Origin of the sequence: Algorimicrobium algoritergicola (assembly GCF_008086165.1) — a bacterium.
Lineage (GTDB): Bacteria > Bacteroidota > Bacteroidia > Flavobacteriales > Flavobacteriaceae > Algorimicrobium > Algorimicrobium algoritergicola.
In genome coordinates this window covers 89,865-115,405 of the sequence record NZ_VSKL01000001.1, presented here as the reverse complement: position 1 = coordinate 115,405, position 25,541 = coordinate 89,865, and the positions used below count along the sequence as shown (strand labels likewise).

26 protein-coding genes are annotated in these 25,541 nt (G+C 34.3%); 8 read left to right on the top strand and 18 right to left on the bottom strand.

Annotated features, from left to right (window positions below; translation table 11 throughout):
- Positions 1-13 precede the first annotated feature (13 nt).
- From ES675_RS00640 to ES675_RS00630, 3 genes are all read left to right on the top strand, one after another.
- Complete coding sequence (locus ES675_RS00640) at positions 14-346, top strand: hypothetical protein (RefSeq protein ID WP_066250424.1); 333 nt, start codon at positions 14-16, stop codon at positions 344-346.
- 11 nt (positions 347-357) lie between these two features.
- Positions 358-588 carry a hypothetical protein gene (locus ES675_RS00635; protein ID WP_066250421.1) on the top strand — a complete coding sequence of 77 codons (231 nt, stop codon included), beginning with the start codon at positions 358-360 and terminating at the stop codon, positions 586-588.
- A 172-nt stretch (positions 589-760) separates the two neighbouring features.
- Entirely contained in the window at positions 761-1,582 is an 822-nt protein-coding gene (locus ES675_RS00630; protein ID WP_170244061.1) for a GIN domain-containing protein, read from the top strand.
- 1 nt (position 1,583) lies between these two features.
- Here ES675_RS00630 and ES675_RS00625 read toward each other — a convergent pair whose 3' ends face one another.
- Positions 1,584-2,408, bottom strand: a complete 825-nt coding sequence (locus ES675_RS00625; protein ID WP_082985921.1) for an alpha/beta hydrolase — start codon at positions 2,406-2,408, stop codon at positions 1,584-1,586.
- Positions 2,398-3,780, bottom strand: a complete 1,383-nt coding sequence (locus ES675_RS00620; RefSeq protein ID WP_066252245.1) for a glycosyltransferase 87 family protein — start codon at positions 3,778-3,780, stop codon at positions 2,398-2,400. The genes ES675_RS00625 and ES675_RS00620 overlap by 11 nt, the downstream gene beginning before the upstream one ends.
- A gap of 106 nt (positions 3,781-3,886) precedes the next feature.
- Between ES675_RS00620 and ES675_RS00615 the strand changes: the two genes are divergently transcribed.
- Complete coding sequence (locus ES675_RS00615; RefSeq protein ID WP_066252248.1) at positions 3,887-5,212, top strand: metal-dependent hydrolase family protein; 1,326 nt, start codon at positions 3,887-3,889, stop codon at positions 5,210-5,212.
- Between the two features lie 88 nt (positions 5,213-5,300).
- Here ES675_RS00615 and ES675_RS00610 read toward each other — a convergent pair whose 3' ends face one another.
- The 5 genes from ES675_RS00610 to ES675_RS00590 all read right to left on the bottom strand — a co-directional run bounded on the left by ES675_RS00610 (position 5,301) and on the right by ES675_RS00590 (position 11,202).
- Positions 5,301-5,948, bottom strand: a complete 648-nt coding sequence (locus ES675_RS00610) for an SDR family oxidoreductase (RefSeq protein ID WP_066252250.1) — start codon at positions 5,946-5,948, stop codon at positions 5,301-5,303.
- 85 nt (positions 5,949-6,033) lie between these two features.
- The gene (locus ES675_RS00605) at positions 6,034-7,518 is read right to left on the bottom strand and encodes a cellulose synthase family protein (protein ID WP_066252252.1); all 1,485 of its coding nucleotides are present in this window, start codon (positions 7,516-7,518) and stop codon (positions 6,034-6,036) included.
- A complete protein-coding gene (locus ES675_RS00600) occupies positions 7,515-8,207 on the bottom strand; it encodes a glycosyltransferase family 2 protein (RefSeq protein WP_066252255.1) in 693 nt (230 codons plus the stop codon). Before ES675_RS00600 ends, ES675_RS00605 begins: the two co-directional genes overlap by 4 nt.
- Before the next feature lie 75 nt (positions 8,208-8,282).
- Complete coding sequence (locus tag ES675_RS00595; protein WP_066252257.1) at positions 8,283-9,878, bottom strand: 4Fe-4S binding protein; 1,596 nt, start codon at positions 9,876-9,878, stop codon at positions 8,283-8,285.
- Positions 9,879-9,903: 25 nt separating this feature from the next.
- Complete coding sequence (locus tag ES675_RS00590) at positions 9,904-11,202, bottom strand: NAD(P)/FAD-dependent oxidoreductase (protein WP_066252258.1); 1,299 nt, start codon at positions 11,200-11,202, stop codon at positions 9,904-9,906.
- A gap of 92 nt (positions 11,203-11,294) precedes the next feature.
- Between ES675_RS00590 and ES675_RS00585 the strand changes: the two genes are divergently transcribed.
- A complete protein-coding gene (locus tag ES675_RS00585) occupies positions 11,295-12,311 on the top strand; it encodes a glycoside hydrolase family 113 (protein WP_066252261.1) in 1,017 nt (338 codons plus the stop codon).
- A 176-nt stretch (positions 12,312-12,487) separates the two neighbouring features.
- On the opposite strand, the gene ES675_RS00580 is transcribed toward ES675_RS00585, so the two are convergent.
- The 11 genes from ES675_RS00580 to ES675_RS00530 form a co-directional block, all read right to left on the bottom strand.
- Positions 12,488-14,014 carry a carboxypeptidase-like regulatory domain-containing protein gene (locus ES675_RS00580; protein ID WP_066252262.1) on the bottom strand — a complete coding sequence of 509 codons (1,527 nt, stop codon included), beginning with the start codon at positions 14,012-14,014 and terminating at the stop codon, positions 12,488-12,490.
- A gap of 118 nt (positions 14,015-14,132) precedes the next feature.
- A complete protein-coding gene (locus tag ES675_RS00575; RefSeq protein ID WP_066252264.1) occupies positions 14,133-14,837 on the bottom strand; it encodes a TIGR04283 family arsenosugar biosynthesis glycosyltransferase in 705 nt (234 codons plus the stop codon).
- Positions 14,830-15,534 (bottom strand): DUF547 domain-containing protein, encoded by a 705-nt coding sequence (locus tag ES675_RS00570; protein WP_066252396.1) that lies wholly within the window; start codon positions 15,532-15,534, stop codon positions 14,830-14,832. Before ES675_RS00570 ends, ES675_RS00575 begins: the two co-directional genes overlap by 8 nt.
- Positions 15,535-15,578: 44 nt before the next feature.
- On the bottom strand, positions 15,579-16,550 hold the full coding sequence (gene arsM, locus ES675_RS00565; RefSeq protein ID WP_066252267.1) for an arsenosugar biosynthesis arsenite methyltransferase ArsM: 972 nt from the start codon (positions 16,548-16,550) through the stop codon (positions 15,579-15,581).
- Positions 16,551-16,648: 98 nt separating this feature from the next.
- Complete coding sequence (locus ES675_RS00560; protein WP_066252268.1) at positions 16,649-17,461, bottom strand: purine-nucleoside phosphorylase; 813 nt, start codon at positions 17,459-17,461, stop codon at positions 16,649-16,651.
- A gap of 4 nt (positions 17,462-17,465) precedes the next feature.
- On the bottom strand, positions 17,466-18,131 hold the full coding sequence (locus ES675_RS00555; RefSeq protein ID WP_066252271.1) for a TIGR04282 family arsenosugar biosynthesis glycosyltransferase: 666 nt from the start codon (positions 18,129-18,131) through the stop codon (positions 17,466-17,468).
- 12 nt (positions 18,132-18,143) lie between these two features.
- Positions 18,144-18,638 carry a rhodanese-like domain-containing protein gene (locus ES675_RS00550; RefSeq protein ID WP_066252273.1) on the bottom strand — a complete coding sequence of 165 codons (495 nt, stop codon included), beginning with the start codon at positions 18,636-18,638 and terminating at the stop codon, positions 18,144-18,146.
- 4 nt (positions 18,639-18,642) lie between these two features.
- Positions 18,643-19,470 (bottom strand): metallophosphoesterase family protein, encoded by an 828-nt coding sequence (locus tag ES675_RS00545; RefSeq protein ID WP_066252276.1) that lies wholly within the window; start codon positions 19,468-19,470, stop codon positions 18,643-18,645.
- Positions 19,446-20,789, bottom strand: a complete 1,344-nt coding sequence (locus ES675_RS00540; protein WP_066252278.1) for an SLC5/6 family protein — start codon at positions 20,787-20,789, stop codon at positions 19,446-19,448. Before ES675_RS00540 ends, ES675_RS00545 begins: the two co-directional genes overlap by 25 nt.
- 24 nt (positions 20,790-20,813) lie before the next feature.
- Entirely contained in the window at positions 20,814-21,866 is a 1,053-nt protein-coding gene (gene arsS / locus ES675_RS00535) for an arsenosugar biosynthesis radical SAM (seleno)protein ArsS (protein WP_066252398.1), read from the bottom strand.
- Positions 21,867-21,982: 116 nt separating this feature from the next.
- Complete coding sequence (locus ES675_RS00530; protein ID WP_066252281.1) at positions 21,983-22,318, bottom strand: arsenosugar biosynthesis-associated peroxidase-like protein; 336 nt, start codon at positions 22,316-22,318, stop codon at positions 21,983-21,985.
- A 150-nt stretch (positions 22,319-22,468) separates the two neighbouring features.
- Here ES675_RS00530 and ES675_RS00525 point away from each other — a divergent pair, with 150 nt between their 5' ends.
- From ES675_RS00525 to ES675_RS00515, 3 genes are all read left to right on the top strand, one after another.
- Positions 22,469-23,101, top strand: a complete 633-nt coding sequence (locus ES675_RS00525) for a Crp/Fnr family transcriptional regulator (RefSeq protein WP_066252401.1) — start codon at positions 22,469-22,471, stop codon at positions 23,099-23,101.
- Between the two features lie 78 nt (positions 23,102-23,179).
- Positions 23,180-23,986: a sulfite exporter TauE/SafE family protein gene (locus ES675_RS00520; protein ID WP_066252286.1), complete on the top strand. Its 807-nt coding sequence runs from the start codon at positions 23,180-23,182 to the stop codon at positions 23,984-23,986.
- A 68-nt stretch (positions 23,987-24,054) separates the two neighbouring features.
- On the top strand, positions 24,055-25,467 hold the full coding sequence (locus ES675_RS00515; RefSeq protein ID WP_066252288.1) for an MBL fold metallo-hydrolase: 1,413 nt from the start codon (positions 24,055-24,057) through the stop codon (positions 25,465-25,467).
- Positions 25,468-25,541: the final 74 nt, after the last annotated feature.

Below are 25,541 nucleotides of genomic sequence, written 5' to 3'. Positions count from 1 at the left end.
ATTTGCCCAAGTAATGAAAAATAGAAATGATAATTTAAAACGCGTAATTGTAGACTTTAAAAAGCTTACACCAGAAATTTTAGCTTTGCTCGTTGAAAAATATCCTGATGGTTATGATGAAGATCAAATTGTTTCCTTCAGAAATGCAAAAAACGAAATCATTGAAGCTGTTGAAGTAACAACTAGTGACACCAAGTACTTAGTCAAAGTAAGTACCAAGCTAGCTGTAACTATGGAGAACTATGATGAAGATGATTATGAAGAGTTTGATGGAGCAGATCCTGATGCAGTTCAAGATCCAGAAATTGAAATAGCAGATGAAGACGCTGAAGACGACATTGATTAATTTTTTATAACATGAGAACTGCGGTTTTTAAATCTTATGAGAATGGTTATTTTATCTTCTGGTTTGATAACGGAGAAGAGCTTGCTTTTGAGGAGGTTCATCCACGTGTATTAAAACAATTCGATTTAAAGAATGACGAGAATTATATTGATCAAGAATTTAAAATAGTTTTTGTTGAAGCACCTGACCCTTATGATGACGATTTAGTGATTTATAGAGTAGAAAATTTAAAACCACTATAATTTCGTTTATTAAAACTTTAAAATTCAGAAATATAGATTGAATTTATAAAAAAAGCAACTGGTTGATCCAGTTGCTTTTTTTAAATATTACCGTGTTATCCATCAAATGGAGTTGCGCTTCATTAAACGCCCAATCGTTTTCCCTAACCCTAATTTATACTATAAAAGTAAAATGAGAATACTAATATTAATGGTTACATGTATGTTGACCATGGCAACAAGTGCACAAAAAAAACAAAAAATAAAAGGGGATAAAAATGTTGTAGATATTTATAAGAATCTAGACCCTTTTTCCCAAATTGAAGTAACAGATGATCTGGAAGTATTTATTATGCAAACTAGCTCTAATGGTTATCATGTTAAAACAGACTCAAACCTTGTAGATGTAATTAAACTAGATGTTATTGAAGGTGTTTTAAAAATATATACGACTCATAAAATAGTGTCAAGCAAAAAGATGGAAATATACGTCACGTTTCAAGACTTGGAGCGTATTAATATAAATCAGAATGCAAAAGTAGAGGGTCAAAATAAATTTGAGTTATTAGACTTCTCGTTAACCTGCTTGAAAAATGCTTCTTTTGAACTAGATATAAATACCACTGATTTTTTTGTTCAAATGGATGATTCATCAAGTGGTGAACTTCAACTTAAAAGCGCTAATGCTAAAGTGATACTTAATGACAAAGCCAGTTTAAAAGGAATTATTTCTATAGATAAAATGGATCTTACCATTAATAAAAGCGCCTATGCCAAGCTTGAAGGAAATGTAGAAAACCTAAATCTTATGGCTTCAGGATTTGCAGATTTAAAGGGTAAAGATTTAAAAGTTACAGAAGCTGAACTTAATATCTCAAATACTTCAGAGGTGTATTTATATGTAAGTAAACATTTAAGTATTTACGCAAAAGGAAAAAGTATTCTTCATATTTTTGGTAGTCCAGAAATTTCAGTGAAAGGATTAAGTGATAAATCTCAAATACTAAAAAAATAAATTAAAGTACGCGTTTTAATTCATCATAATACTGCTTGGTAATGTGCAAACCATTATGACCACCATCAGTAATTGGAAATAATGTGATGTTCCCAGGATTGATTTTTTGTAATTTTTTAGCGTTCGTTTCCGGATGAATCAGAAAATCTCGCGTGCCATAAAAAATGGTAATCGGAGATTTTACCGACGTAATAAATTGATAAGTTGGAATGTCATATTTTATTAAAAAGGTGGGAATTGGAGGCGCAATTTCTTCAGCAATAAGCGTTTTCCAGGAATAATAGGGTGCGTTTAATATAAGTTGCTTCGGATTGTTTTTAGAAGCTACATAAGCTGCAATACCAGAACCCAAGGAATAACCTAAAAGAACAATTTGATCTTCTGAATAGTCTTTTTTCACAAAGTTATAAATGGCTTGTCCATCATTAAATAATTCCTGTGCTTCTGAATATTCGCCATCGCTTTTGCCATAACCACGATAATCAAAAAATAAAATATCATACCCATTATTTAGATATAAAGGTGCGCGTTTTCCCCAATCATGAATAGCACCAGCGTTACCATGAAAATAGATAATAATACCTTTCTTTGTTTGTTCAGTTTTAAACAACAGTGCGTTTAACGAAATGGTTTCTGTAACTGGAATATTCAGTTCTTCAAAAGGTTCCTTAAACGTGAAGGCGTAATTTTTTTCTAAATGCTTCGGATTAAAAAAGAAACGTTCTTGCTTGAAATAGACAAAAATTAGAGACAAGATATACAATCCAAATAGTACGGCAATTATGCGAATAAAGCGTCTAAAAAGTTTTGGAAAATTAAGTTTCAAGTGGTTTCGGTTTAAAAATGTCGTGTAAAAATACACTAAAAACTACCACATATTCAAATGCAATGATCCAGAGGTTTTCAGAATTACTGGAATTGGAATACGCTAAATAGCTGAAAACAATCATAAAACTCCAAACTAATGGAAATTTGTAATCTGTAAATACAGCAAGCAAAACTAATGTTGCCACATACCAAGGATGAACCGTTGTAGCCGTAAAATAATACATGCTTAAAGCGATAAGCATCGTTGCTATAAGTTGTGTTGTGTTCTTTGGCTTTTTGTAAATAGCCATGCCAATTACAAATAAAAGTATAAAAAGTGCCGTTAGTTTTCCAATAATAGCTATCTGATTATAACCGGAAATCCAAAATCCAAGTTCTCTTAAAAGGTAATAAATACTGGCGTTAAATTCAAAATTCTGAAACCATAAAGCAACAGTATTCGTATAATTAGTCAGGAACTCCGTTGAATAAAACGGTAAAAACAAACAGACAGTTGTTATTCCAACAATACCATAAAATGATAGTAGTTTTCGTAAGTCAACTTTATATGATTCCGTTGTTTCAGAAGCCATAATAGCATCTTTCCTAAACCAAGTAAAAAATAATGGTAAGAATAATAATGGTATTAATTTAACCGAAACAGAACAGGCAAAAACCACAGCTGCCCATTGCCATTTACTTTTTTCTAATAGATACAAACTCCAAATTAAGAAGAATAACATGACACCTTCAAAATGAAGATTTCCTGTCAATTCAATAATAATAAATGGATTTAAAATATACCAGAATATCAAATGTTCTGGAAGCCTAAATCGATGTAGTAATTTTTTTCCAAAGTAGAGAATTCCAAAATCAGCAGCAATAATAATCAGTCGTAAAACAACTATTGAGCCCAAAATACTTTTACCACTAAATAAACCAGCAATAACAAAACACAGTTGATTCAGAGGCGGATAATTAGTGAAGTGGCTGGCGTTCAATAAACCCATGCCATTATAAAGTTCCTGTGCTTGGACGACAGGAAATTCACTCATGGAAATAAACGATTCCGGTGTATATAAATACGGATTAAAACCTTCTAAAATCATGCGTCCATCCCAAATAAATCGGTAAAAATCCTGTGATAGATTCGGAATGGCTAAAATAAAAACGGCTCTAAATCCAAAGGCTATCCACGTTACGTATTGGATGTTATGTTTAGTAAGCTGAATAAGTTTATAAAAAACCGCAAATAATGCTACATAAAGCATGAGTAGTTTTGTAGTGTCTGTTCGTGTTAAATCATAGGCAAAAGCCCAATAAAAAAGCAAACTGGATAGAGCCAGAAGCAACTGAAATTTATAGAACTGTAAAAAGTTGGAAATTTGCATGGGTTAAATATACATTTTTGTATCAATTTGCATTCGTTTCTAGTCTTTTCATTAAATTGGTGAAATTCATTTTTTAGAATTATATAATAGTTAAAAGGGCAAGTCTATGAATATGCAATCGGTAATTCACCAAATTAAAATAAAACCTGTTCTTACCATCATTTTATGTTTGGTCGTTTCTATGCTTTACGCACAGGAAAAGGATACGTATATCAAAGCAGGTGCTATGTTTGATAGCCAACAAAAAGTGTTTGTTCAAAATCAATTAATACATATTAGGGGCAATAAAATAGTCAGCGTGGAAACCTTTAAGGAAGTGCCAGAAAATGTGAATTTTATTGACTTATCAAACTACACCATATTGCCAGGTTTAATTGATGCGCATACCCATGTGCTGTTTTCTCAAGATGCTAATACAGATTCTTCAGAACACATCATTCAAACTGTAACTATGGAAAGTGATGCATTGCGCGCGCTTCGTGGCGCAAAAAGAGCTAGATCTTATTTGGATGTCGGTATCACAACCATTAAAGATTTGGGTAATTCCGGCCTGTTTTTAGATGTGGCACTTCGTGATGCCATAAATGAGGGAACAATTGAAGGTCCTCGAATTTTAGCTTCTGGGCCCATTATGGGAGCTGCTGGAGGACAAATTTATGGTGTATCACCAAATCATCAGAATCTAATTGATTTGGAATATCGGGTAATTAAAGGTGTTGAAGATGCCCGAAATGCTGTTCGTGAACATGTAAATCAGGGTGTAGATTTAATTAAAATTTGCGCTGATAATCTCCCAAATAAAACCATGCTCACGCGTGAAGAAATGGAAGCAATTGTGCAGATGGCTCACGACTATGGTTTATCTGTTACGGCACATTCAGTGTCCGATAAATCTGCTTGGAATGCTGTACATGCGGGAGTAGATGGTATTGAACATGGTTTCAATATTGCCGATTCTACGTTGAAATTAATGGCAAAAAAGAATGTCTTTTTGGTTCCTACGGAAAATAGTCGAAACTACATGAATATCTATTCAAACCTTGCTGGTTTTAAAAAGGGTGAAACAGAATGGATTGATTTTTATTTGGAAAAAATGAGTAAACGATTAAAACAAGCTATAAAGTTGGGCGTGCCAATTATTGCGGGTTCTGATAATTATACAGATATTGGTGGAACACGTGGTAAATCGTCCCAAGATATGTTGAGAGCCTATTTTGAAGCTGGTATGGAACCATTGAGTATTTTACAGTCGGCAACTTATTTGTCTGCTCGTTATGTAGGAATGGAAAATGATATTGGTGTCATAAAATCAGAAGCTAAGGCCGATATTATAGCGGTTCAGGGTGATGTAAATTCAGATTTTGTTAAAACGATGGAGAACGTGGTGTTTGTTATGAAAGATGGCATTATTTATCATCAAAAAACAAATTAAGAGGAAGTTTATATTAATGCATAAAAAAATCTTTCTTAAACTTATAGTTTAGGAAAGATTTTTTCATAATTGAGGAACTTAAAACTTTTTAAGAGACCTCAATTGTTGAAATTTTATTCAAGGCATCAGCAATAAGTGTATCGCCTTTAATAATTTCAAATGTTGCCTTATTTGCAACATCGTCATTTAATGTTCTTACTAAAGTTTGCGCCACATCATTTCGGCTTATTTCTCCTTGCTTGTTCAGTTTCGATTCTAATTCTATTTTATTACTTAATTCACCATCTGTTAAAGCGCCTGGTCTAACAATACTATAATTCAAGCCACTTTTAATTAAATGATTGTCTGCATTTTGTTTCGCTTTTAAATAATCTTTTAATTCTGAAACAGATTCGGGATTATCCGCCCCCATGGAACTTAACATCACAAATTTTCTAATGTTATTCTGTTTAGAAGCATCAATAAGCTTTTTAGCACCTTCTTGATCTACTGCAACTACATTTTTTCCACCAGAACCAGCGGCAAATATAACTTTATCAATTGGTGTTTTGAACGCAGGAGAAACGTCCTGTTCTAAATCGGCTAAAATGGTGTCAACATTTTTCGATTTAAAAAAGGGAATCTGCTCTTCTTTTCTAACCATTGCAATCGGGTTGAAATATTGAGATTCACTTAAAAGATTAACTATTTTTTTTCCTGTGGTACCATGAGCACCTGCTACTAAAATATTTTCCATACCTTAATATAACCCGAAAATCCAGTAATTACAAGTAATTGAAGCGGTTTAACGTAAGTTTAATACTATTGCGTAGCCAACGTGATTAATTTCTCAAAGACTTTAAAAACACATAACCAAAGCCTAAAAATAGCATGAGATGAAATGGGAATAATCCAAAATCGCCTTCTTGATTTCCCACAATAAATGCACTGTACATGCCGAAGGCAAAGTAGAGTGTGAGTAGACCTTCAAAAATAACGTTTGTTGAAATTCTCTTTTTAAGATAAATATTATCTTTCCAAGAACTCTTATCGGTATTGATATTAAATTTTGGTGTACGAATAAAATCACTTCGCTTTCTGAAATGCCCTTCTATTACAGCAATGGTATTATGTAAAGAAAACCCCATGGCTATCGCGAAGAAACTAAAAAACATACCAATAAATCCAACAAAATTTTTCAATCCAGAACCATGTATGCGTTTATACATAAACCAATAACAAATGAAGAAAATTATTGAGCTTACCACAAAAAAGCTAGTTGCGTAAAAGTACATTTTAAGCGTGTCATTTTCATGTTTAATATAAAGCATAGGAATGCTTAATATGGCAACAATTAAAATGTTTAAAAACATGGTGCTATTTAATAAATGCAAAAAACCATGCATTTTGGTTTTAGCAGATATGCCATTGTTCTTTAATATTTTAAAAAACATTTTTTGAAAATTTTCGGCTCCACCTTTATTCCATCTAAACTGTTGTGATCGTGCTGCGCTGATTATAATAGGGAGTTCAGCAGGTGTTACAACATCTTCTAAATATTTGAATTTCCAGCTTTTTAATTGTGCACGATAGCTTAAATCCAAATCTTCGGTTAGTGTATCGCCTTCCCAGTTTCCAGCATCTAGAATACAGGTTTTTCGCCAAACACCGGCCGTTCCATTAAAATTTATAAAATGATTTTTCGTGTTTCGTCCCGTTTGTTCTAAAGTGAAATGTGTATCTAAAGCAAAAGCTTGAATTTTGGTAAGAATAGAATAATCCCGATTAATATGTCCCCAACGTGTTTGAACAACACCAATATTATCATCCTTAAAATGCGGAATGGTTTGAAAGAGCCAATCGGATTTCGGTAAAAAATCGGCATCAAAAATGGCAATAAATTCTCCCTTGGCAGTTTCTAATCCAGCTTTTAATGCACCAGCTTTAAAACCGGTTCTGTCCGTTCTATGAATGTATTTAATATCAAGACCTGTGTGCTGTAATTCATTAATTTTTTTGTTAATAATTTGAATTGATTCATCCGTAGAATCATCCAAAACTTGAATTTCTAATTTATCTTGCGGATAATCTATTTTCGAAATGTTATCCAACAAGCGCTCTACTACATACAATTCGTTATAAAGCGGTAATTGAATTGTTACTAGAGGGATTTCTGAAGGATTTTTAAAATCGAATTTAGCCGTATAATCAATCTTCTTTTTTGCTGATAAATAATTGAACAACAGATTTAGTTGCGCCAAAGCATATATAAAAATAAGTAGCAATGCCAACGTGTAAATGGTTATGATGATGCCTTCAATAATCATTTTTTAAAACCGTATTTAAAAATCCATCCCAAAATTTTAAAGCCTGCAAAAACAGCACCTTTAACTGTTCCGGAGACTTTAGAAACACCAATTCTGTTTCTGTAATTTACTGGGATTTCTGTATAAGAAATTTTTTGTTTTAATACTTTTAGTTGCATTTCTACTGTCCAACCATAGGTTTTATCTTCCATGTTTAAAGCCAGTAATTGCTTGTATTTAATAGCTCTAAATGGCCCTAAATCTGTGAATTTCGATCCAAACATAAAACGCATTAAGGTTGTGGCTAGCCAATTTCCAAATATCTGTGGAATTGTCATAGAACCTTTCTCACGTAGTGCTTTCACACGAGCTCCAATTACAAAGTCAACTTTGTTATCAAGAATAGGTTGAATTATTTTGGTGAGTTCTTCCGGGTAATCACTGTAGTCGCCATCAAGAAATACAATAATATCGGGTTTTTCATTTTGTTCAGCAACATAAGCCATACCTTTTAAACAAGCGTAACCGTAGCCTTTTCTGCTTTCGCTTAAAACGGTTGCTCCAGCGCTTCTGGCATTTTCTACCGTAGCATCCGTAGAGTTATTGCTCACCACAATAATTTCGTTTACTAATTCTGGAATATCTCCAATGACTAACGGAATGGAATCAGCTTCATTATAGGCAGGAATAATGACTTTTATATGGGGCATTTATAATTATATTTGAAGGTGCAAAAATAGTCTTAAACTTCACAAGTTTCCAAAATCTATGAGGTTTAATTCTTATTACTTCTGATTAACTAAATCCATTAAATCGACATCATTTCCTAATAAAATATCATTAGGGTTTATACGTCCTTCCATACTATCGTTTTCTAATTTTAATACACCACGAGGGCAAACAGCACTGCAAATACCACAACCAACACAGCTGGACCGTACAATGTTTTCGCCTTTCTGTGCATAAGCGCGAACGTCAATTCCCATTTCGCAATATGTCGAGCAATTTCCACATGAAATACATTGACCACCATTTGTTGTAATTCTGAATTTAGATAACATTCGTTGTTGAAATCCCAAAATTGCAGCCATTGGACAACCAAAACGACACCAAACTCGATTTCCAAAAATAGGGTAGAAGCCGGTTCCAATAACGCCAGAAAAAATTGCGCCAATTAAAAAGCCATAAGTAGAACGTAATGTTTCAGCTTCAAAAAGAAAGAGTTTAGTTCCACTTGATAAGTAATGAAAACCAATTAGTGCTAAAATAATTACAAAATAACCAATAGCACCATAACGTGCATCTTTGCCAAGTTCATGACGTTTGAAAATCATGATTAATGCGAAAATGAACGTTAGAAAACCAGCTACAGCAAACAAGAAAATATCTTTTGTGAGCCAATATTTTTCGGCATCATAGCCTAAATAGGTGTAAATAACTGCCGTGGTCATAAGAACCACAAAAACTAAAACGCTATGAACTACCCAACGTTCAATTTTCCAGGCTACTTGGCGTTTATCGCTTAAATGTCGGAAAGGATCGCCAGCAGTTTCTGCTAATCCGCCACATCCACAAACCCATGAGCAGTACCAGCGTTTTCCGTATTTGTACGTTAAAATAGGTGTGATTATGAATATGGAAGCCACGCCAAAAATTAATATACCTAAACCTACATCGCCAGCACTAATTAGTGAATCCACACGGTACTGTTCGAAATTATAATAGTTTAAGGGCCAAATATTTTTTAAGTCGTAATATGGTAAACTGAAGGTGTCAGAATTCAACCGCGCCATAAATTCTGGAATTAAGAATGCAAAACCTAATTGGAAGAACATGACCGAATAGGTTCGTAATTGCTCGTATCGGTTGTGTCGGTATTTTAGTAGAAATTTATACCCGAATGCTAAAATTGCCAAGGTGTAAAGCGTACCATAAACAAACCATTGACTCGCCGCGCCTCCATTTAAAAGTTTACTTAGTGGATCGAAAAAAGCAATCAAACCTGTGTTTGCTGCACCATCTTTTCCTAAACCAAGCAAGTGCGGATAAAAGTATAATACAATATAAAAAAAGGTTAAAACTAAACCTGTTAGCCAACCAGAAAGACCTCTAGAAGAAATGGATTTAAACCAAACACCATCATTTTTAATGCCTTTTGGTTTGTTTAAATAAGCATCAGTAGCAAACCCACCAATACCGAAAACTATTAGCAAAAGCGCGGATGCTAAGGTCCAACCTGAAGAAATATCGAGATTAAATAAAGTCAATACCAATACAAAGAATCCAACCATTCCAATAGCAAGGAATAATTTTTGTTTTGGTGACGTGTGATACGCGTCAGGCTTGGCTAATGAAAGGCTGTGATTTAATTTATGACTCATGGTTGATTTTTATTGAAGGTTCAGATTATACAGATTGAAAACGGCTTTCAAATTGTGTTTGAATATGTGATTCAAAACGCTTATAAAATTCCGGATCAAAATTAGCTTCAGAAAGATGTTTAATAACATAATCTACCGAACATTTTTCAGTCAGCCAACGATCAAAAGCTTCATGTTTCATTCGGATTCCGAAGGTGTTTATGCCTTTAAATTCATTTGATTTTATATCATATTCAATGGTGATACACTTGTCATCATCATCGTGTTTCCAATGAAAATGTGCATGATTTTCTTTCGGTTTAGCAAATACCCAACCATAAGTTTGATATTCGATATCAAAAAATTTGGCAGAATTAAACCAATGACCAGGTTTATATTCCAAACGATTATTGCAAATGGTTTGCGCTACTGTTTCTCCCATCATCCGTCCTGTGTACCAAACGGCTTCAATTGGTCTGCGGTTTCCAATAGCGTCATGTTGCTCTGCACAATCTCCAATGGCATAAATATCAGGAATATTGGTTTCTAAAAATCGGTTCACTAAAATACCACGATTAATTTCTACTCCTGAATCTTTTATAAAATTAATATTAGGTGAAACACCAGCTGTTAACCCAATAACATTACAAGGGATTTCTTCGCCTGTTTCTTCTAAAATGACCGATTTTACATTTCCGTTTTCATCTGAAATTATTTCTTTAAGGTTAGAAGCTAATCTTAAATCGATACCGTTTCTAGTTATTTCACGATTAACCATTTCAGATTCACCTTCTGGTAAAACGCCGTTCCAAAAACTGGCTTCGCGCACTAAAAATGTTACAGGAATATGTCGTGAATGAAGCATTTCAGCTAATTCAATCCCAATCAATCCACCACCAACAATTACGGCTCGCTTGCAACTTTTATTATCTGGTGCGTACACTTCCAAATTGTCTAAATCTTGTTTGCTATACAAGCCTTGGACGCCGTTCAAATCTTGTCCAGGCCAACCAAATTTATTAGGCTTGCTACCGGTTGCTATTATGAGTTTGTCATACTTTAATGAATCTCCTTTTTCAAAATGAAGTGTTTTATTTGTAGAGTCAATTTGGTTCACAAATCCCGATTTGAGTTCAATACGATTCTTTTCCCAAAACCAATCTTCATAGGGTTTGGTGTGCTCATATTTCATGTGTCCCATGTAAATGTACATCAAGGCTGTACGTGAGAAAAAGTGGTCGGTTTCTGCTGATACTATTGTAATTTTTTTATCTGATAATTTACGAATATGTCTAGCAGCAGTTACGCCAGAAATACCGTTTCCAATTATTACAACGTGTTCCATATATTGATTTCTTGTTGGGTTTGTCGAAGGTTTTTACTGAAACTTAAGGTTCTTTGTGCAATTTGTTTAAATTTAAGCATAATTAAGTAGTTATGACAAAGTATTTAACGTGGTTTTTAGTTTTTATGCTCTGTTCATGTAGTATGACCACAAAGAGAGATGTCAAAATAAATGGTGTCAGTTTTGTGGCATCTCGTGATAGTATTTCTAACGAAAATATCCAACCTGTTTTAAATGTGAATGCCAATTATACGGCTATTATGCCGTTTGGGTTTATTAAAAGCTTGGAACATCCTGAAATTATTTATAATACGGATAGACAATGGTTTGGTGAAACAAATGCAGGTGTTTCGCAATATATTGATGTTTTGCAAAAGGCGAATTTACGCGTAATGATGAAACCACAAATTTGGGTTTGGCATGGCGAATTTACAGGTCATATTAAAATGCCTAATGAAGCTGCTTGGTTTGAATTGGAACAAACCTACTCGCGCTTTATTTTGGATTTTGCTAAACTAGCTCAAGAAAAACAGATTGCTATATTTTGTATTGGTACCGAATTGGAACAGTTTGTAGCGCATAGACAGGAATATTGGCAAGAATTAATTATGAATATTCGTGTTGTTTATGATGGGAAACTAACATACGCTGCTAATTGGGATGAATACAAACGTACACCCTTTTGGAGCGATTTGGATTATATTGGCGTGGATGCTTATTTTCCAATAAGTGATAAAAAAACACCAAGTGTAGATGATGCTATTGTAGGTTGGCAAGCTCATAAAATGGAAATGAAAGCAATTTCTGAAAAGTTTGACAAACCCATTTTATTTACGGAATTTGGATATAGAAGTACAGATTATACAGGAAAAGAGCCTTGGGTTAGCGACTATAAAATTACGGCTTTAAATTTGGATGCTCAAACCAATACAACGCAAGCTTTATTTGATGTCTTCTGGAAAGAACCTTGGTTTGCAGGTGGTTTTGTTTGGAAATGGTTTCATAATCACGAAGAAAGTGGCGGTGAAACTGATAATCAATTTACACCTCAAAATAAACCTGTTGAAGCCGTTATTAGATCCCATTACAATTTGAGTCTAAAAATGTAATTTAACATTAATTCGAGTGGTTTTGAGGAACGAAAAATTGTATCGAGAATTAAGTTTGTCAAGCAGTTCTTGTTCTCGATACAAATTTTACTTTATTTCAAGCGTAAAATTCACCCGAACTGACGAATTTCATCAAAAAAAATAGCGGGTTTTTACTAATTAAAAGCAACTAATTTTTAGTCTGTTTTTTCTATAATTTTAAAATCTTTGATTGCCTGATTAGGTTCAATAATATTGTAGCCTTTCCAAAACTCCGCGTCATAAGCCGGAAGATAGGTTGGTGTTACCTCTGGCACTTCTGTGAAATTGTTGAATTCTGTTTCTGAAATAGGCGTTGATTCAAAAACAATCAATTCTTTTTTCTCAACATTACGAACAATAAAATGTAAATCAGCAGCTAATTCATTCTGCTTGCGTCTACCTTTTACGTTCTTGTTTTTTTCAATAATTTTTAAAGGTCTTTTAATGCCTACTTGTTGTCCGTCAGTTTGGTCAGCATATTTCAATGTGTATTTTTCATTCGCATTTTTTTGAAAAATGATGGTGCCTTCTTTTAAATATTCTTTAAGTGAAATACCTAATAATCCAAATTTACGCAGTGGCTTTACATTTTTATAGTCTACACGCACAATAGCAAAATCTTGTGTGTTAATGTATAGCGTGCCTTCAAAATCTTCGCTACGTTTGGGCTTAAAAGTTATGGTGTAAACAAATTCGTTATTCAGATACGCAAAATCTTGCATTTCAAATTCATAACGTCTGGATTTTTCAATAAAATTTAAATCAGAATCTTCATCTAGGAAGTTCGCGTTTTCAATACTTTGGATTGAACCTTTTCGCCAATTCAAAAAGTTTTCTTTACGCTTGGCTTCCTGTTCTTTTTTCTTTTCTATAAATTCAGCTGTTTGCTTGTCTTCTTTTTTATCTTCAAAAAACGAGGAGTCTATTTCTTCTTTCGTGCCAAACCAACCCGATTTTATTTTGAAATACGAATCGCGCTTCACATGTTTTCTGATAATTTCATTGAAGCGTTTTTCATAATTTTCAAAGGTTATTTCGCTTTCTTTATCATATAAACGGGAAGCCTTTAAAATATCTAATTTCTGTGGTGTAGATGGTTTGATCTCACCATATATTTCGGCTAAAACTTCCGTGTGCTGATCCGTGTTTTTTGGAACCGATCTAATAATGCTATCTACAAATGCTTGATTGAATTCGGGAATGGTAGATTCTTCAATTTTCACATCCGTTTTCAGCATATTTGTGTAGTATGATTCTCTGTAGAACAGTTTGCGCTTAGCGTAACCAAAATCGTAATTGGTTTTTAGTCCTTCCTTAACTTTGTCTAAAATTTCATCCAGTGTATAGTTTTTATTGGTGATAAACACTTCACTTAAATCAATATTTTTGGTACTTAATGAAATAATGCTATCTGTAAATTTTTGAATAGCAAATTGTTTCGACTCGTAACCCAGACAGCTTATAAAAAGGGAGTCAGTTTCAGAAATCTTCCTGTTAATGGTAATGTTGAATTCGCCTTTGTCATTGCTAATAACACCTGTTTTGTCGTCTATTAATATCGTTGCAAATGGAATGGGTTCTTGTTTGGTAGAGTCGACTATTACGGCAGAAATAGTGCGTTGGGCTTTTGCTGAGAATACGGTTAGACAGCAAAGTGCCAAGATAAGTTTGGTTGGTTTCATGATAATTGGTTTAGAGTGGAAAAGTATATTTTTCAATTGAAGCAACACGTTCCTTTATCACTTTTTTAAGTAAGATTTATCTTTATTTTAACAGATTAACCATTTTGAAACCAGATTTTTAGGAAATATGTTTTTGGTAATACGCGTATAAGTCATCTGGCGAAGCACCAAACCATTTTTTGACATATATAGTCCAAAAATGATACTGTAATGTCCAGACACCATGCTTGTCATAAAGCCGTGCGGACGTTTTAATTTTTGCTTGAATGACTACAAATTGTTTTCTGGTGTAGAGTTCATTTATTAAAATATTGTCTTCGTAAATGGCGAAATTTTCATCAAAACCACCAATTTCGGTGAATAATTGTTTGGTAATAAATTGACTTTGATCACCACCACGACTAGCACGCCAAGAAAATTGGGTGAGCCAACCTGCTAATTGTAACCACCAATGATTATTATCAAACTGTAAACGGAAGCAACCTGCTACATTCCCTTTTGTAACTTCTTGGATTATGAGGACGTCAAAATTTTTAGGGGGAAAAGAATCAGCATGGAGGAAATAGAGAATAGTTCCAGTGGCACGTTTGGCACCTAAATTCATTTGTTTAGCTCTGCCTTTTTGTGAGTTTAGAAGTTGAATTTTTTTCGAAGGCACAAATTTATTAACGATGTGTTGTGAGCCATCAACACTTCCGCCATCTACAACGATGATTTCCGCTATATTTTTAGAAGTTGAATTTTCTTGAAGATGTTCCAAAACCGAAGCTATATTTTCGGCTTCATTAAGCATGGGAATAATTATGGAAATTGTATTAGTCATTTAATTTCCAACTATAATCCATGTAGTTTATTTTAGTATCGGATGGGATCTTTACATCTGAATAGGTGTTTAAAAAGTCGATAAGACTGCCATTTTCCTTAAAATCTTTTGAAAACCATTTAAAGATTTTTGATAGTTCCAGATTCTCTTTTTGAATCCTGTTTTTTGATGAATCTGCTAAAAACTGTTTCGTGGCATTCGTTAACTGTTTGTCTAATTTTTCTGGAATATAGGCTTCATTTAATAATTGCGGACAAGAAGCCGATGCGCAAACAATAGCAAAATGAATGCGTGGTTCATTCATGTTACGAAGCACATCATGTTCAATATAATTTAAAGAAAGCAATTTGCCATTTATAGGAATGAACTCTTGATCCCACGGATTTTTAATGTCTTTAATACTTTCAACCGGATAATTATCAATAATCAGTTTTATGGTAAACGCATTATACGCGTTAATCCAATAGGCTAATGTTTCGTTTGTTGTCCAACTTTCTTTAGGCGAAATGTTTATAAATTGATTGAGGTAGGCATTTAATTCGGCATCGTTGGCTTTAATCTGTTTATAATTTACAGCACCTTTATCTGTCACCTGTTTTTGTAAGAATTCAGTAAAAGCTGAATGGTTTATGGTTTGTCCAAAAGCCGAAAGACTCAAACCAAACAGCAATAAAATAAGATATAGCGGATTTTTCATAGCATTGTTTTTCATTGAGTAATTCAAAAATTGTTCTACATTTTTTAACAACAGCCACCACCATCATAATGAAACGTAGATTCACTGATGTAAATATCATTCCGATTCAATTTCGCAAAATCGCCAGCCGTTTTATCACAAATAGCTAGTGGTTGGTTTTGAATAAGTACATGTCCTGCGTTATCATCAAAAAAATCTTGGTCGCCATAATAAATAGCGGCTTTTCCTGTAAAAATACACGGACCATCTGCAGGCATGGGATCTTTTATGGCAGCTACTTCAATAGATTCTATATAAATCAATTCTTCCGTTGGGTAATGGTTAGGATCCAAAATGCGATACGGTTTTCTGGCGCGAATTTCAATGGTTCCAAAACCAGCATCTGTCAACATTTTTACATATTCTGCAATGGGCAAACTACCACTTAAACAGAGTGCACGCAATCTGTCGTCGTTACGCAACGTGTCATTCATGGGTTGCTCACAAGTTGGATCGCTCATGACTAATTTACCATGTGGTTTGAGTACGCGATACATTTCGGCAATGGCTTTTTTTAAATCGTCTGTTTTAAAAATGTTGAATAAGCAATTTTGTGCAGCTACATCAATACTGTTATCAGGAACTGGAAGATTTAAAGCGTCGCCTTTTTTAAGATCTATAAATTCACTTTTAAACCACGGATTTTGTACTTCGGCTTCTTTAAAATTTTTCCGAGATGCTTCTAACATTTCATCTACCACATCAATACCAATAACACCATTTTTTTCGCGATTGAAATACGAAAATTGCAATAATTCCATGCCGCCACCAACACCAACATAGAGCATTTTAGGGTTATTGGTTAAATCGCGTGCATGAACAGTTGATCCACAACCGTAGTTCATTTCCTGCATGATTTTCGGGATTTTTAAACCAGGTAATTCCCAAATTGGATTGGTAGTACAGCATAATCCAACATCTGGTGTTAGTGCTGCTTCTTTGTATACGTCGTGTGTGGTGTCAAGATAATTACTCATAGTTTCAGTATTTAGTGTTCAGTATTCAGTATTTAGTATTCAGTGTTCAGTTCCTATCATTATTTGGCTTACTGCTCACTGCGACTGCAAACTGATTACTACAAACTTTTAATCAGTTCTTTAAAAAGCGTAATCATTTGAGGTTCCGCTTTTCCGGCCATTTCTATAATTTCAGAAATATCAACAGGTTTTAGATTACTTGGGTCGCATTCATCGGTTAAAACTGACACGGCAGCCACTTTTAAATTCAAATGATTGGCCACAATAATTTCTGGAACGGTACTCATTCCAACAGCATCAGCTCCAATAATTTTAAGCATCCTGTATTCTGCACGTGTTTCCAATTGCGGTCCAACTACACTAGCATAAACGCCTTTGTGAAGGGTAATACCGTTGTCTTTAGCAATAGCCTCAAATTTGGCATTAATATCTACATCATAAGGTGCGCTCATATCGGTAAAACGTTCGCCTAATAATTCCACACCTCTAAAGGCTAATGGTGAACTACCTTGGAGATTAATATGATCGTCTATTAACATAAGTTCGCCTTTTTTGAAATCTAAATTAATAGCACCAGAGGCATTGGAAACTAATAAGGTTTTTATGCCTAATTGTTTCATCACACGCACGGGGTAGGTAACATCTTGAAGTGAATAGCCTTCATAAATATGAAAACGGCCTTGCATAACCACCACCTTTTTTCCGGAAAGTGTTCCGTAAATGAGTTTGCCCTTATGAAACTCGACCGTTGCCGTTGGGAAATTTGGAATGTGATTATAACTGACTTCGGCTATAATATCAATATCGTCTAATAATTTGCCTAATCCTGTTCCAAGAATAATTCCTAATTCAGGGCTCTCAAAGCCTTTGCTTTGCAAATATTCCGTAGTTTCTGTTATATATTTCATCATAAGTTTAATAGTATTTTTTTAGTGATTCAATGCCTTCAATATCTTCAAAGGTATCAATATCATTTAATATTTCTAATAAGTGAATGTCTTCATTCTGTAAATCATCAAGTGTGTTTTTACGAACACTTTCCGTTCCCCAAGCTTTGTTTTTGAATACTTTAGGATGCAATTGTTTCATACCAAAAAGATAATAACCGCCATCTTCGGCTGGACCCAAAACATAATTATATTGATTTAATTTTTGAAATCCTTCGGAAATAATTTCGGCATTTAAATCTAATAAATCGCTGCCAATTATCAGGACTTTTTCATAACCTAGTTGAAATAATTCCGAAAAGGCATTCTCCATTCTTTCACCTAGATCAGAACCTTCCTGAAGCTTCTTTCTAAAAAAATCGGGATTCCAAAGGTCTTCTTTTTGAATGGCTTCAGAATAAAAAACATACCGATCTGCCGATACATTTTTTGCCGTTTCAGCCGTGTGTTTTAACAGGTGTTTATAAATTTCCAAAGCCGCTTCGTTACCAATAGTTTTGGCTAATCGGGTTTTACATTTTCCTAATTCTGGATTTCTTGTAAAAATAATAAGCGCACTTTTGGACGTTGGAAAATAGAAATTAGCCACTTGATCTTGGTCGCTATTGGTGTTGTTATTTGATAAAATTCCCATTGATGATATATTCTAATTGTATGCTTTTTTACCTTTTATCAACCATTTTCCCCACATTTTTGAAAAGGCATGAACGCTATCTGTTTCTACATTATTCCTATTATAAACTGGGAAGTCGTTGTTTTTCCATTCAAAAATTCCACCGTATAAATTGTAAACAGAAGTATACCCTTCGTCTTTAAGTTTTTTAGAAATCGTTTCAGAGCGAATTCCTAATGAGCAATAAACAACTATGGTGTCATTTTTATTAGGAATTTCGTTTAAAACATTTTCAATTTTGAAGTCTCTATAACCAACAAATACCGCATTATTTAAATGACTTACTTGGTATTCATTAGGTTCGCGTGCATCTAAAATTTTGTAATTGGTTTTTGGCATGGCCAATTCTTGGACTGAAATATAAGGAATATTACGCGAGTTATAGCGTTTTAATAAGTTGGATAGTGAGTCTTGAGCCTTTGTTACCGTTGAAAAAAGGCAAATAATAATTATGATAATTTTCTTCATGTGTCTAAAAATTGATTCTTAATCCTTGCTGTTGGCGTTCGGTATTTGGTAAAATATCCATATTATCCCAAAGCCCTGTTTTAAGGGTTTCTGCATAAGATTTAGGCAAACCATGTTCCAACATGAGCTGGTTTGCTAAACTGTAATTGTAATCAAGGGTGTGGAATTTGAATTTGAAATCATTGTTAGAATCATCTAAAATAACATACCAAACCTTTGGTTGTCCATCGTTGGCGGGCATGCCAATAACACCCGGGTTTATCCAAATTTTATTGGTGTTTTCTTCATAGAAAGGCAGGCCGCAATGCCCAGCAATAATGATTTCACTTTGAGTCGTTTCAAAATTTGGAAGCTTTCTTGTCCAAGGTGTGGATTTAAAGATGAATTCTGACGTATTGGAAACAGAACCATGAACAACAGTTATGTTTTTATTTGCAAAGGTGAATTGAATATGATGGGGTAAAGTTGCCATAAATTCAATAGAACCTGGCGTTACTTTATTAGAAGCGTACGAAAACCATTGCTGTGATAAGGTGTCGCAGCGAGAGCCTTCTTCAAAATTACAACCACAATTATCGCTTCCTTCTAGTAACTGAATTTCTACATTGCCCAAAATGCTTCTCGGATTCCATGCTTTGAAAAGCTGAATGGTTTCCTCGGGTTGTGCACAATAACCAATAATATCGCCCGTGCAAATGCAATTTTCGACTGGAATATGATGCTCTTCCGCTATTTTTTTGATAGCTTCTAATGCTTGAAGGTTACTATAAACGCCTCCAAAAATTAGTATTTTTCCTGATAGATTGCCTATATGTTTTGTTTCTGTAGCCATTTTGGTAATAAATATATGATGATGCAACTCAAAATTCCCCAGACGTTAATCCAGAGTAAATTGGCGTATTTGCCTTCGGTGAAAATTAATTGTTCTGGAAAAATCCCGAAGATTAAAATGAGTCCAAAAAGTAAGCCACAAGCTACACTTAAATAAAAACTTATGGCAGGTGTTTTAATATTCCAAAATAGAAAAACAGGCGTAAGCCCAATAACCATAGTTCCTGAAATAGTTGTTGCGGATAGTATTTCGGAATTAAAAAATACCGGTAACGTTCCTAATATAGCAATGGAAATCATGGAAAGGCGACCAAATGTTATGTTTTTTCCTAACTTTAAATCGATTGCTAATAATTTTGAAAACGAAGAAAATGTGGAATCTAATGTGGAGGCTGCCGAGGTTATCATAATAAAATTTATAACCAGCAAAACTACTATGCCGAAAGCTTTTCCGACTTCAACAGCCGCTTGCCCTGACAACCCTTGCGACTGTGCAAATATGCCAACAATACTAAAAAGTATAATGCAGAAAGCGCCTAAAATACTGGCTATATAAAAACTTTTTCGCGTCGTTTTTGGCGAACTAATAAAAGCCCGATCGGTTAAAACGGGATCGTGAAACGGGTAACTAAAAGATTGTATAATTGCTGCGAAAAACAAATTCAAGCCCAACTCAAAACTCCAAGTTCCTGACGAAATTACTTGTTTGGCCGAAAAATTTTCGACAGAAAAAATATTCCATAGAATAATAATAAGCAACACGGCAAATAAAATCATTTGGATAACATCCGTAAAAATGGAACTACTTAATCCGCCCTTTAGCGCGTAGGTTAAAGTTAAAGCGGTAAAAACGATAATGGATAAATAGTAGGATTGCGAGCCCGTTTCTCCAAAATAACTTCCTATTACCATGGTATTACTCCAAACTTCATTAAATAAACGGATAGCAATTAAAACAGAGAAAACAAGCATGGCCGTTTTCCCGAATTTAGAACTTAAAAACTGATGAATACTAGTGTATCCGCCTTTAGTCCGCATATTATAAATAAGCGTTCCAGCAACAGCAAATGATAGATAATATCCCGCGTAGGCAACGCCACCAACTAGACCATATTCTAAACCCAAGTTAGCTGCATTGGTGATGCTTTTGGCGAAAATCCATGAAATAATTAAACTACCAGTTAGCACCAGTGTGCTCGGTGCTTTTTTGTTATTGACCGCTTTATAAAACTGATTGGGAGTTTTTGCCCAAGGAGAAATTATAAATAAAATAATACTCGTAGCAATAATTAAACCCCATTGCCAATTAATTACATCCATTGGATAATTTTAAACTTGAGTATATTAAGCAACGCTACCCTGGCAACTACTTCCTGCGCCTGCCGTGCAACCATAACAATGTTGGGATATCATGATGTCTCGTCCTGCTAACAAACCTTCATTATATTCTGAAATATGTTTAACGGAACTATTAACTGGTAGGTTTAACATTTGGTTAAAATCACAATCATATAAATACCCATCCCAACTAATGGAAAGTGTGTTGGTGCACATCACGCTTTTCACAGCCGAAGGATTATAAGCTTCCACTAAACTGTACATGTAATCTTCGTAATTTTCGGAAGCAATTAAATAATCTAAAAATCGCGCAATTGGTAAATTGGTAATGGCGAATAAATTATGAAACTGAATATCAAAATCTTCTAAAAGTGCTTTTTTGAAATCTTTTTCCATGGCTGCTTGGTTGCCTGGTAAAAAAGCGCCAGACGGATTATACACCAAATCTAAACGCAAATTACTGTTGGGCATTCCATAACCAATAGCATTTAATTCTTGCAATGCTTTTATAGATTTTGCAAAAACACCATCACCACGTTGCTTATCCGTTTTGCCTTGTGTCCAGTGTGGCATGGAGCTCACGACATGCACATTATGTTTTTTGAAAAACTCCGGTAAATCGTAATACTTTTTGTTGGCTCGGATAATGGTTAAATTAGAACGAACTATAAAATCTTTTACGCCAGCTTTAGCAGCTTCTTCAACAAACCAACGGAAAAGTGGATTCATTTCCGGTGCGCCTCCTGTTAAATCCAACGTGTGGGCTTCCGTGTTTTTTATAACTTCTAAACATTGCAACATGGTTTCCTTTGTCATGATTTCCTTACGGTCTGGACCAGCATCCACGTGGCAATGCGTACAAACTTGGTTGCACATATAGCCCACATTAATTTGGAGTATTTCTAGTTTTTTCGCTTTTAAAGGAAACTGATTGCTTTCAGCTATTTTATTTTTGAAAGTTGGTAATTCACCAGTTTTAAAAATACCATTAGAAAGTATTTCTAATTGGCGTTTGCTGTCTGCTAATGCGTTTTCTTGTTGCTTTAAGGATTTAATCATGTTTAGGTTTAAAGTTTCTGGTTCAAGGTTTTCAAGCATTAAAATTTAAACAAGAAAATTTTGTTTGAAATTTTGTGTTGTTCGGTTTTAAAAATACTACAAAATCAACAGCTTGCTTACATATCTAGTTTGTTCACTTTATTCATCATTTGTACGCCATGCACTAATGAGGCACCACCTCTAATAGCAGCAGCTACATGTAAAGCTTCCACCATTTCTTCTTTTGTAATGCCGCGCTGCAAACCGTCTCCAGTATAAGCATCAATACAATAAGGACATTGAATGGTGTGCGCTACGGCAAGGGCAATTAGTGATTTTTCACGTTCAGAAAGTGCGCCTTCCTCGAAAACTTTTCCATAATAATCAAAAAATTTGGCGCCTAGTTCTTCGTTCCATTCGGAAATTTTACCAAATTTTTTAAGGTCTGCTGGGTCGTAATATGTTTTCTGCATGGTATTTCTTTTATATAAATAGTTACGTAAAAATGAAATGTACGGTTTTATGTCGGAGAAATATATTAAAGATTACATAAAACAACGGCTAATTCTAGAATATTAAACACATTAAAAATGGCTATATTGCCAGAGGAAAAATGTCATGCTATGCAAGAAGAATTAACTAATAATTACGGTCATTTTTTTGAAACCGATTTGCTTGATGAAATCAATCAGGTTGGTTTTTTAAAAGAAGTTAAACAAGATGACGTGCTTATTGAAATAGGATCGTATGTTAAATCCATGCCTTTACTACTCACAGGTGCTATAAAAATTTTAAGACAAGATAATGATGGTGATGAATTATTACTTTATTTTTTAGAAAAAGGCGATACTTGTGCTATGACTTTAACCTGTTGTATGGGTCGGACTAAAAGTGAAATTCGTGCCATTGCAGAAACCGATGCCAAATTGATTATGATTCCAATCGAGAAAATGGAAGAATGGTCGTCTAAATATAAAAGCTGGAGAAATTTCGTTTTTGAAAGTTATCACAGCCGATTAAATGAAATGTTAGATACTATTGATAGCATTGCTTTTTTGAAAATGGATGCGCGTTTGCTAAAATATCTTAACGAAAAAGCACGTGTTTCAGAAGGTAATACCATTTACAGCACGCATCAGGATATAGCTTATGAATTGAATACCTCACGCGTGGTTGTTTCCCGTTTACTTAAAAAATTAGAAAATATGGGGAAGGTTCAATTACACCGGAATTATATTATCCTAAACAATGAATAGCAAGCTATGTAGCATAGTTTACACAAACCCAATTTAAATAAAAGTATACTTTTGCGTTAGTATATTGAAACCCATTATATGGAAATATTAGAAATTTTTGGCTATATAAGTGCTTTGCTAATTGGTATTGTATTAGGATTAATTGGTGGTGGTGGCTCCATTTTAGCTGTTCCTGTTTTAGCTTATTTATTTTCAGTAAATGAAAAAGTGGCTACAGCTTACTCGTTATTTGTTGTTGGTGTTAGTGCTTTAGTTGGCGGTTTAAAACAGCATAAAAAAGGTTTAGTTGATTGGCGAACTGCTATTGTTTTTGGTATTCCAGCAATTATTGGAATTTCAGTAGTTAGGCATTTTGTTATTCCGGCACTTCCCGAAGTTATGTTTACAATAGGCAATTTCGAGTTTACGAGACGAATGGTTATGTTCGGTATGTTTTCTATTTTAATGATTCCCGCCGCTTTATCCATGTTAAGAGATGTGAAAATAAAACCTGAAAATAGTCAGGTATCTTATAATTATCCTTTAATCATTATTGAAGGGTTGCTAATTGGTGCTATTACAGGCATGATTGGAGCAGGAGGAGGTTTTTTAATAATTCCGGCTCTCGTGCTTTTGGCTAATGTGGACATAAAAGTGGCCGTAGCAACATCCTTAATTATTATAGCCATGAATGCCTTGTCTGGGTTTTTTCTAGGTGATGCATTAACCATGACAATCGATTGGAAATTTCTACTATCATTTACAGCTATTTCTTTGGTTGGTATTTTTATTGGAAGTTATTTAGGTAACTTCGTAGATGGTAAAAAACTCAAAAAAGGATTTGGTTATTTTGTCTTTGCTATGGCTATTTTTATCTTTTACATGGAGTTTTTTGTAAAGGCGTAATGTAACTTTAGTTACTGTCTATTTCAACAGATATTCGTAAATTTGCAGCATATTAAAAAGTAAGAAATATGAAAATTGAACAAATATATACAGGATGTTTAGCGCAAGGTGCTTACTATATAGAAAGCCAAGGTGAGGTGGCTATTATTGATCCACTTCGCGAAGTGAAACCGTATTTAGAACGCGCTAAAAAAGATAACGCTAAAATCAAATATATTTTTGAAACCCATTTTCATGCTGATTTTGTAAGTGGTCACGTAACATTGGCTAAAGAAAGTGGTGCTAAAATTGTTTTTGGTCCAACAGCATCAACAGGATTTGATTCTGTTATTGCTACAGACGGCCAAGTGTTTCAATTAGGCGATATTACCATTACAGCTTTGCATACACCAGGGCATACTATGGAAAGTACCACCTATTTACTAAAAGATAAGAACGGAAAAGATCATGCTATTTTTAGTGGAGACACCTTGTTTTTAGGTGATGTTGGTCGACCAGATTTAGCACAAAAAGCTTCAAGCATGACGCAGGAAGAGTTAGCAGGTATTTTATTTGAGAGCTTACGAACCAAAATCATGACCTTGGCTGATGATGTTATTGTTTACCCGGCTCATGGTGCAGGATCTGCATGTGGTAAAAATTTAAGTAAAGAAACTGTAGGGACTATTGGCGACCAAAAGAAAACCAATTATGCCTTACGAGCGGATATGACCAAAGAAGAGTTTATACATGAAGTAACGGATGGTTTACAGCCACCACCACAATATTTCCCTTTAAATGTTCAGATGAATAAAGAAGGATATGAAGATATTGATGTGGTTTTAAAACGTGGAACACAAGCTTTATCGCCAGATGCGTTTGAAGCGGCAGCCAATGAAACTGAAGCCGTTATTTTAGATGTGCGTCATCAAGCTGATTATGTGCAAGGCCATATTCCCCGTTCCATTTTTATAGGAATTGATGGTGGATTTGCACCTTGGGTTGGTGCCTTAATTGCTGATGTTAAACAACCAATTCTATTAGTTGCGCCACAAGGCAGAGAAGAAGAAACTATTACACGTTTATCTCGTGTTGGTTTTGATTATACAGTTGGCTATTTAAAAGGAGGCTTTGAAGCTTGGAAAAATTCCGGAAAAGAAACAGATACTATTAAATCCATTCCTGCAACCGAATTTAAAGACATTTTAGAGAAAGATACTATTCCTGTTTTTGATGTTAGAAAAGAAGGCGAGTTTACATCGGCTCACATTAACGAAGCCCATTTAACGCCACTAGATTTTTTAAATGATCATTTGAGCGAATTTCCAAAAAACGATACATTTTACGTGCATTGTGCTGGTGGTTACCGCAGTGTTATTGCAGCTTCTATTTTAAAGAGCCGTGGTATTCATAATTTAGTAGAAATTGCAGGTGGTTTTGCAGCAATTAAAAAGGCAGGTATTCCAGTTACAGATTTTGTTTGTCCAACAACGTTAAAATAATTTATTAAAAATTCCGTATATTTAAAAGAGTGGTGAAAGCCACTCTTTTTTAGTAACAAATGTTACGTATAGGG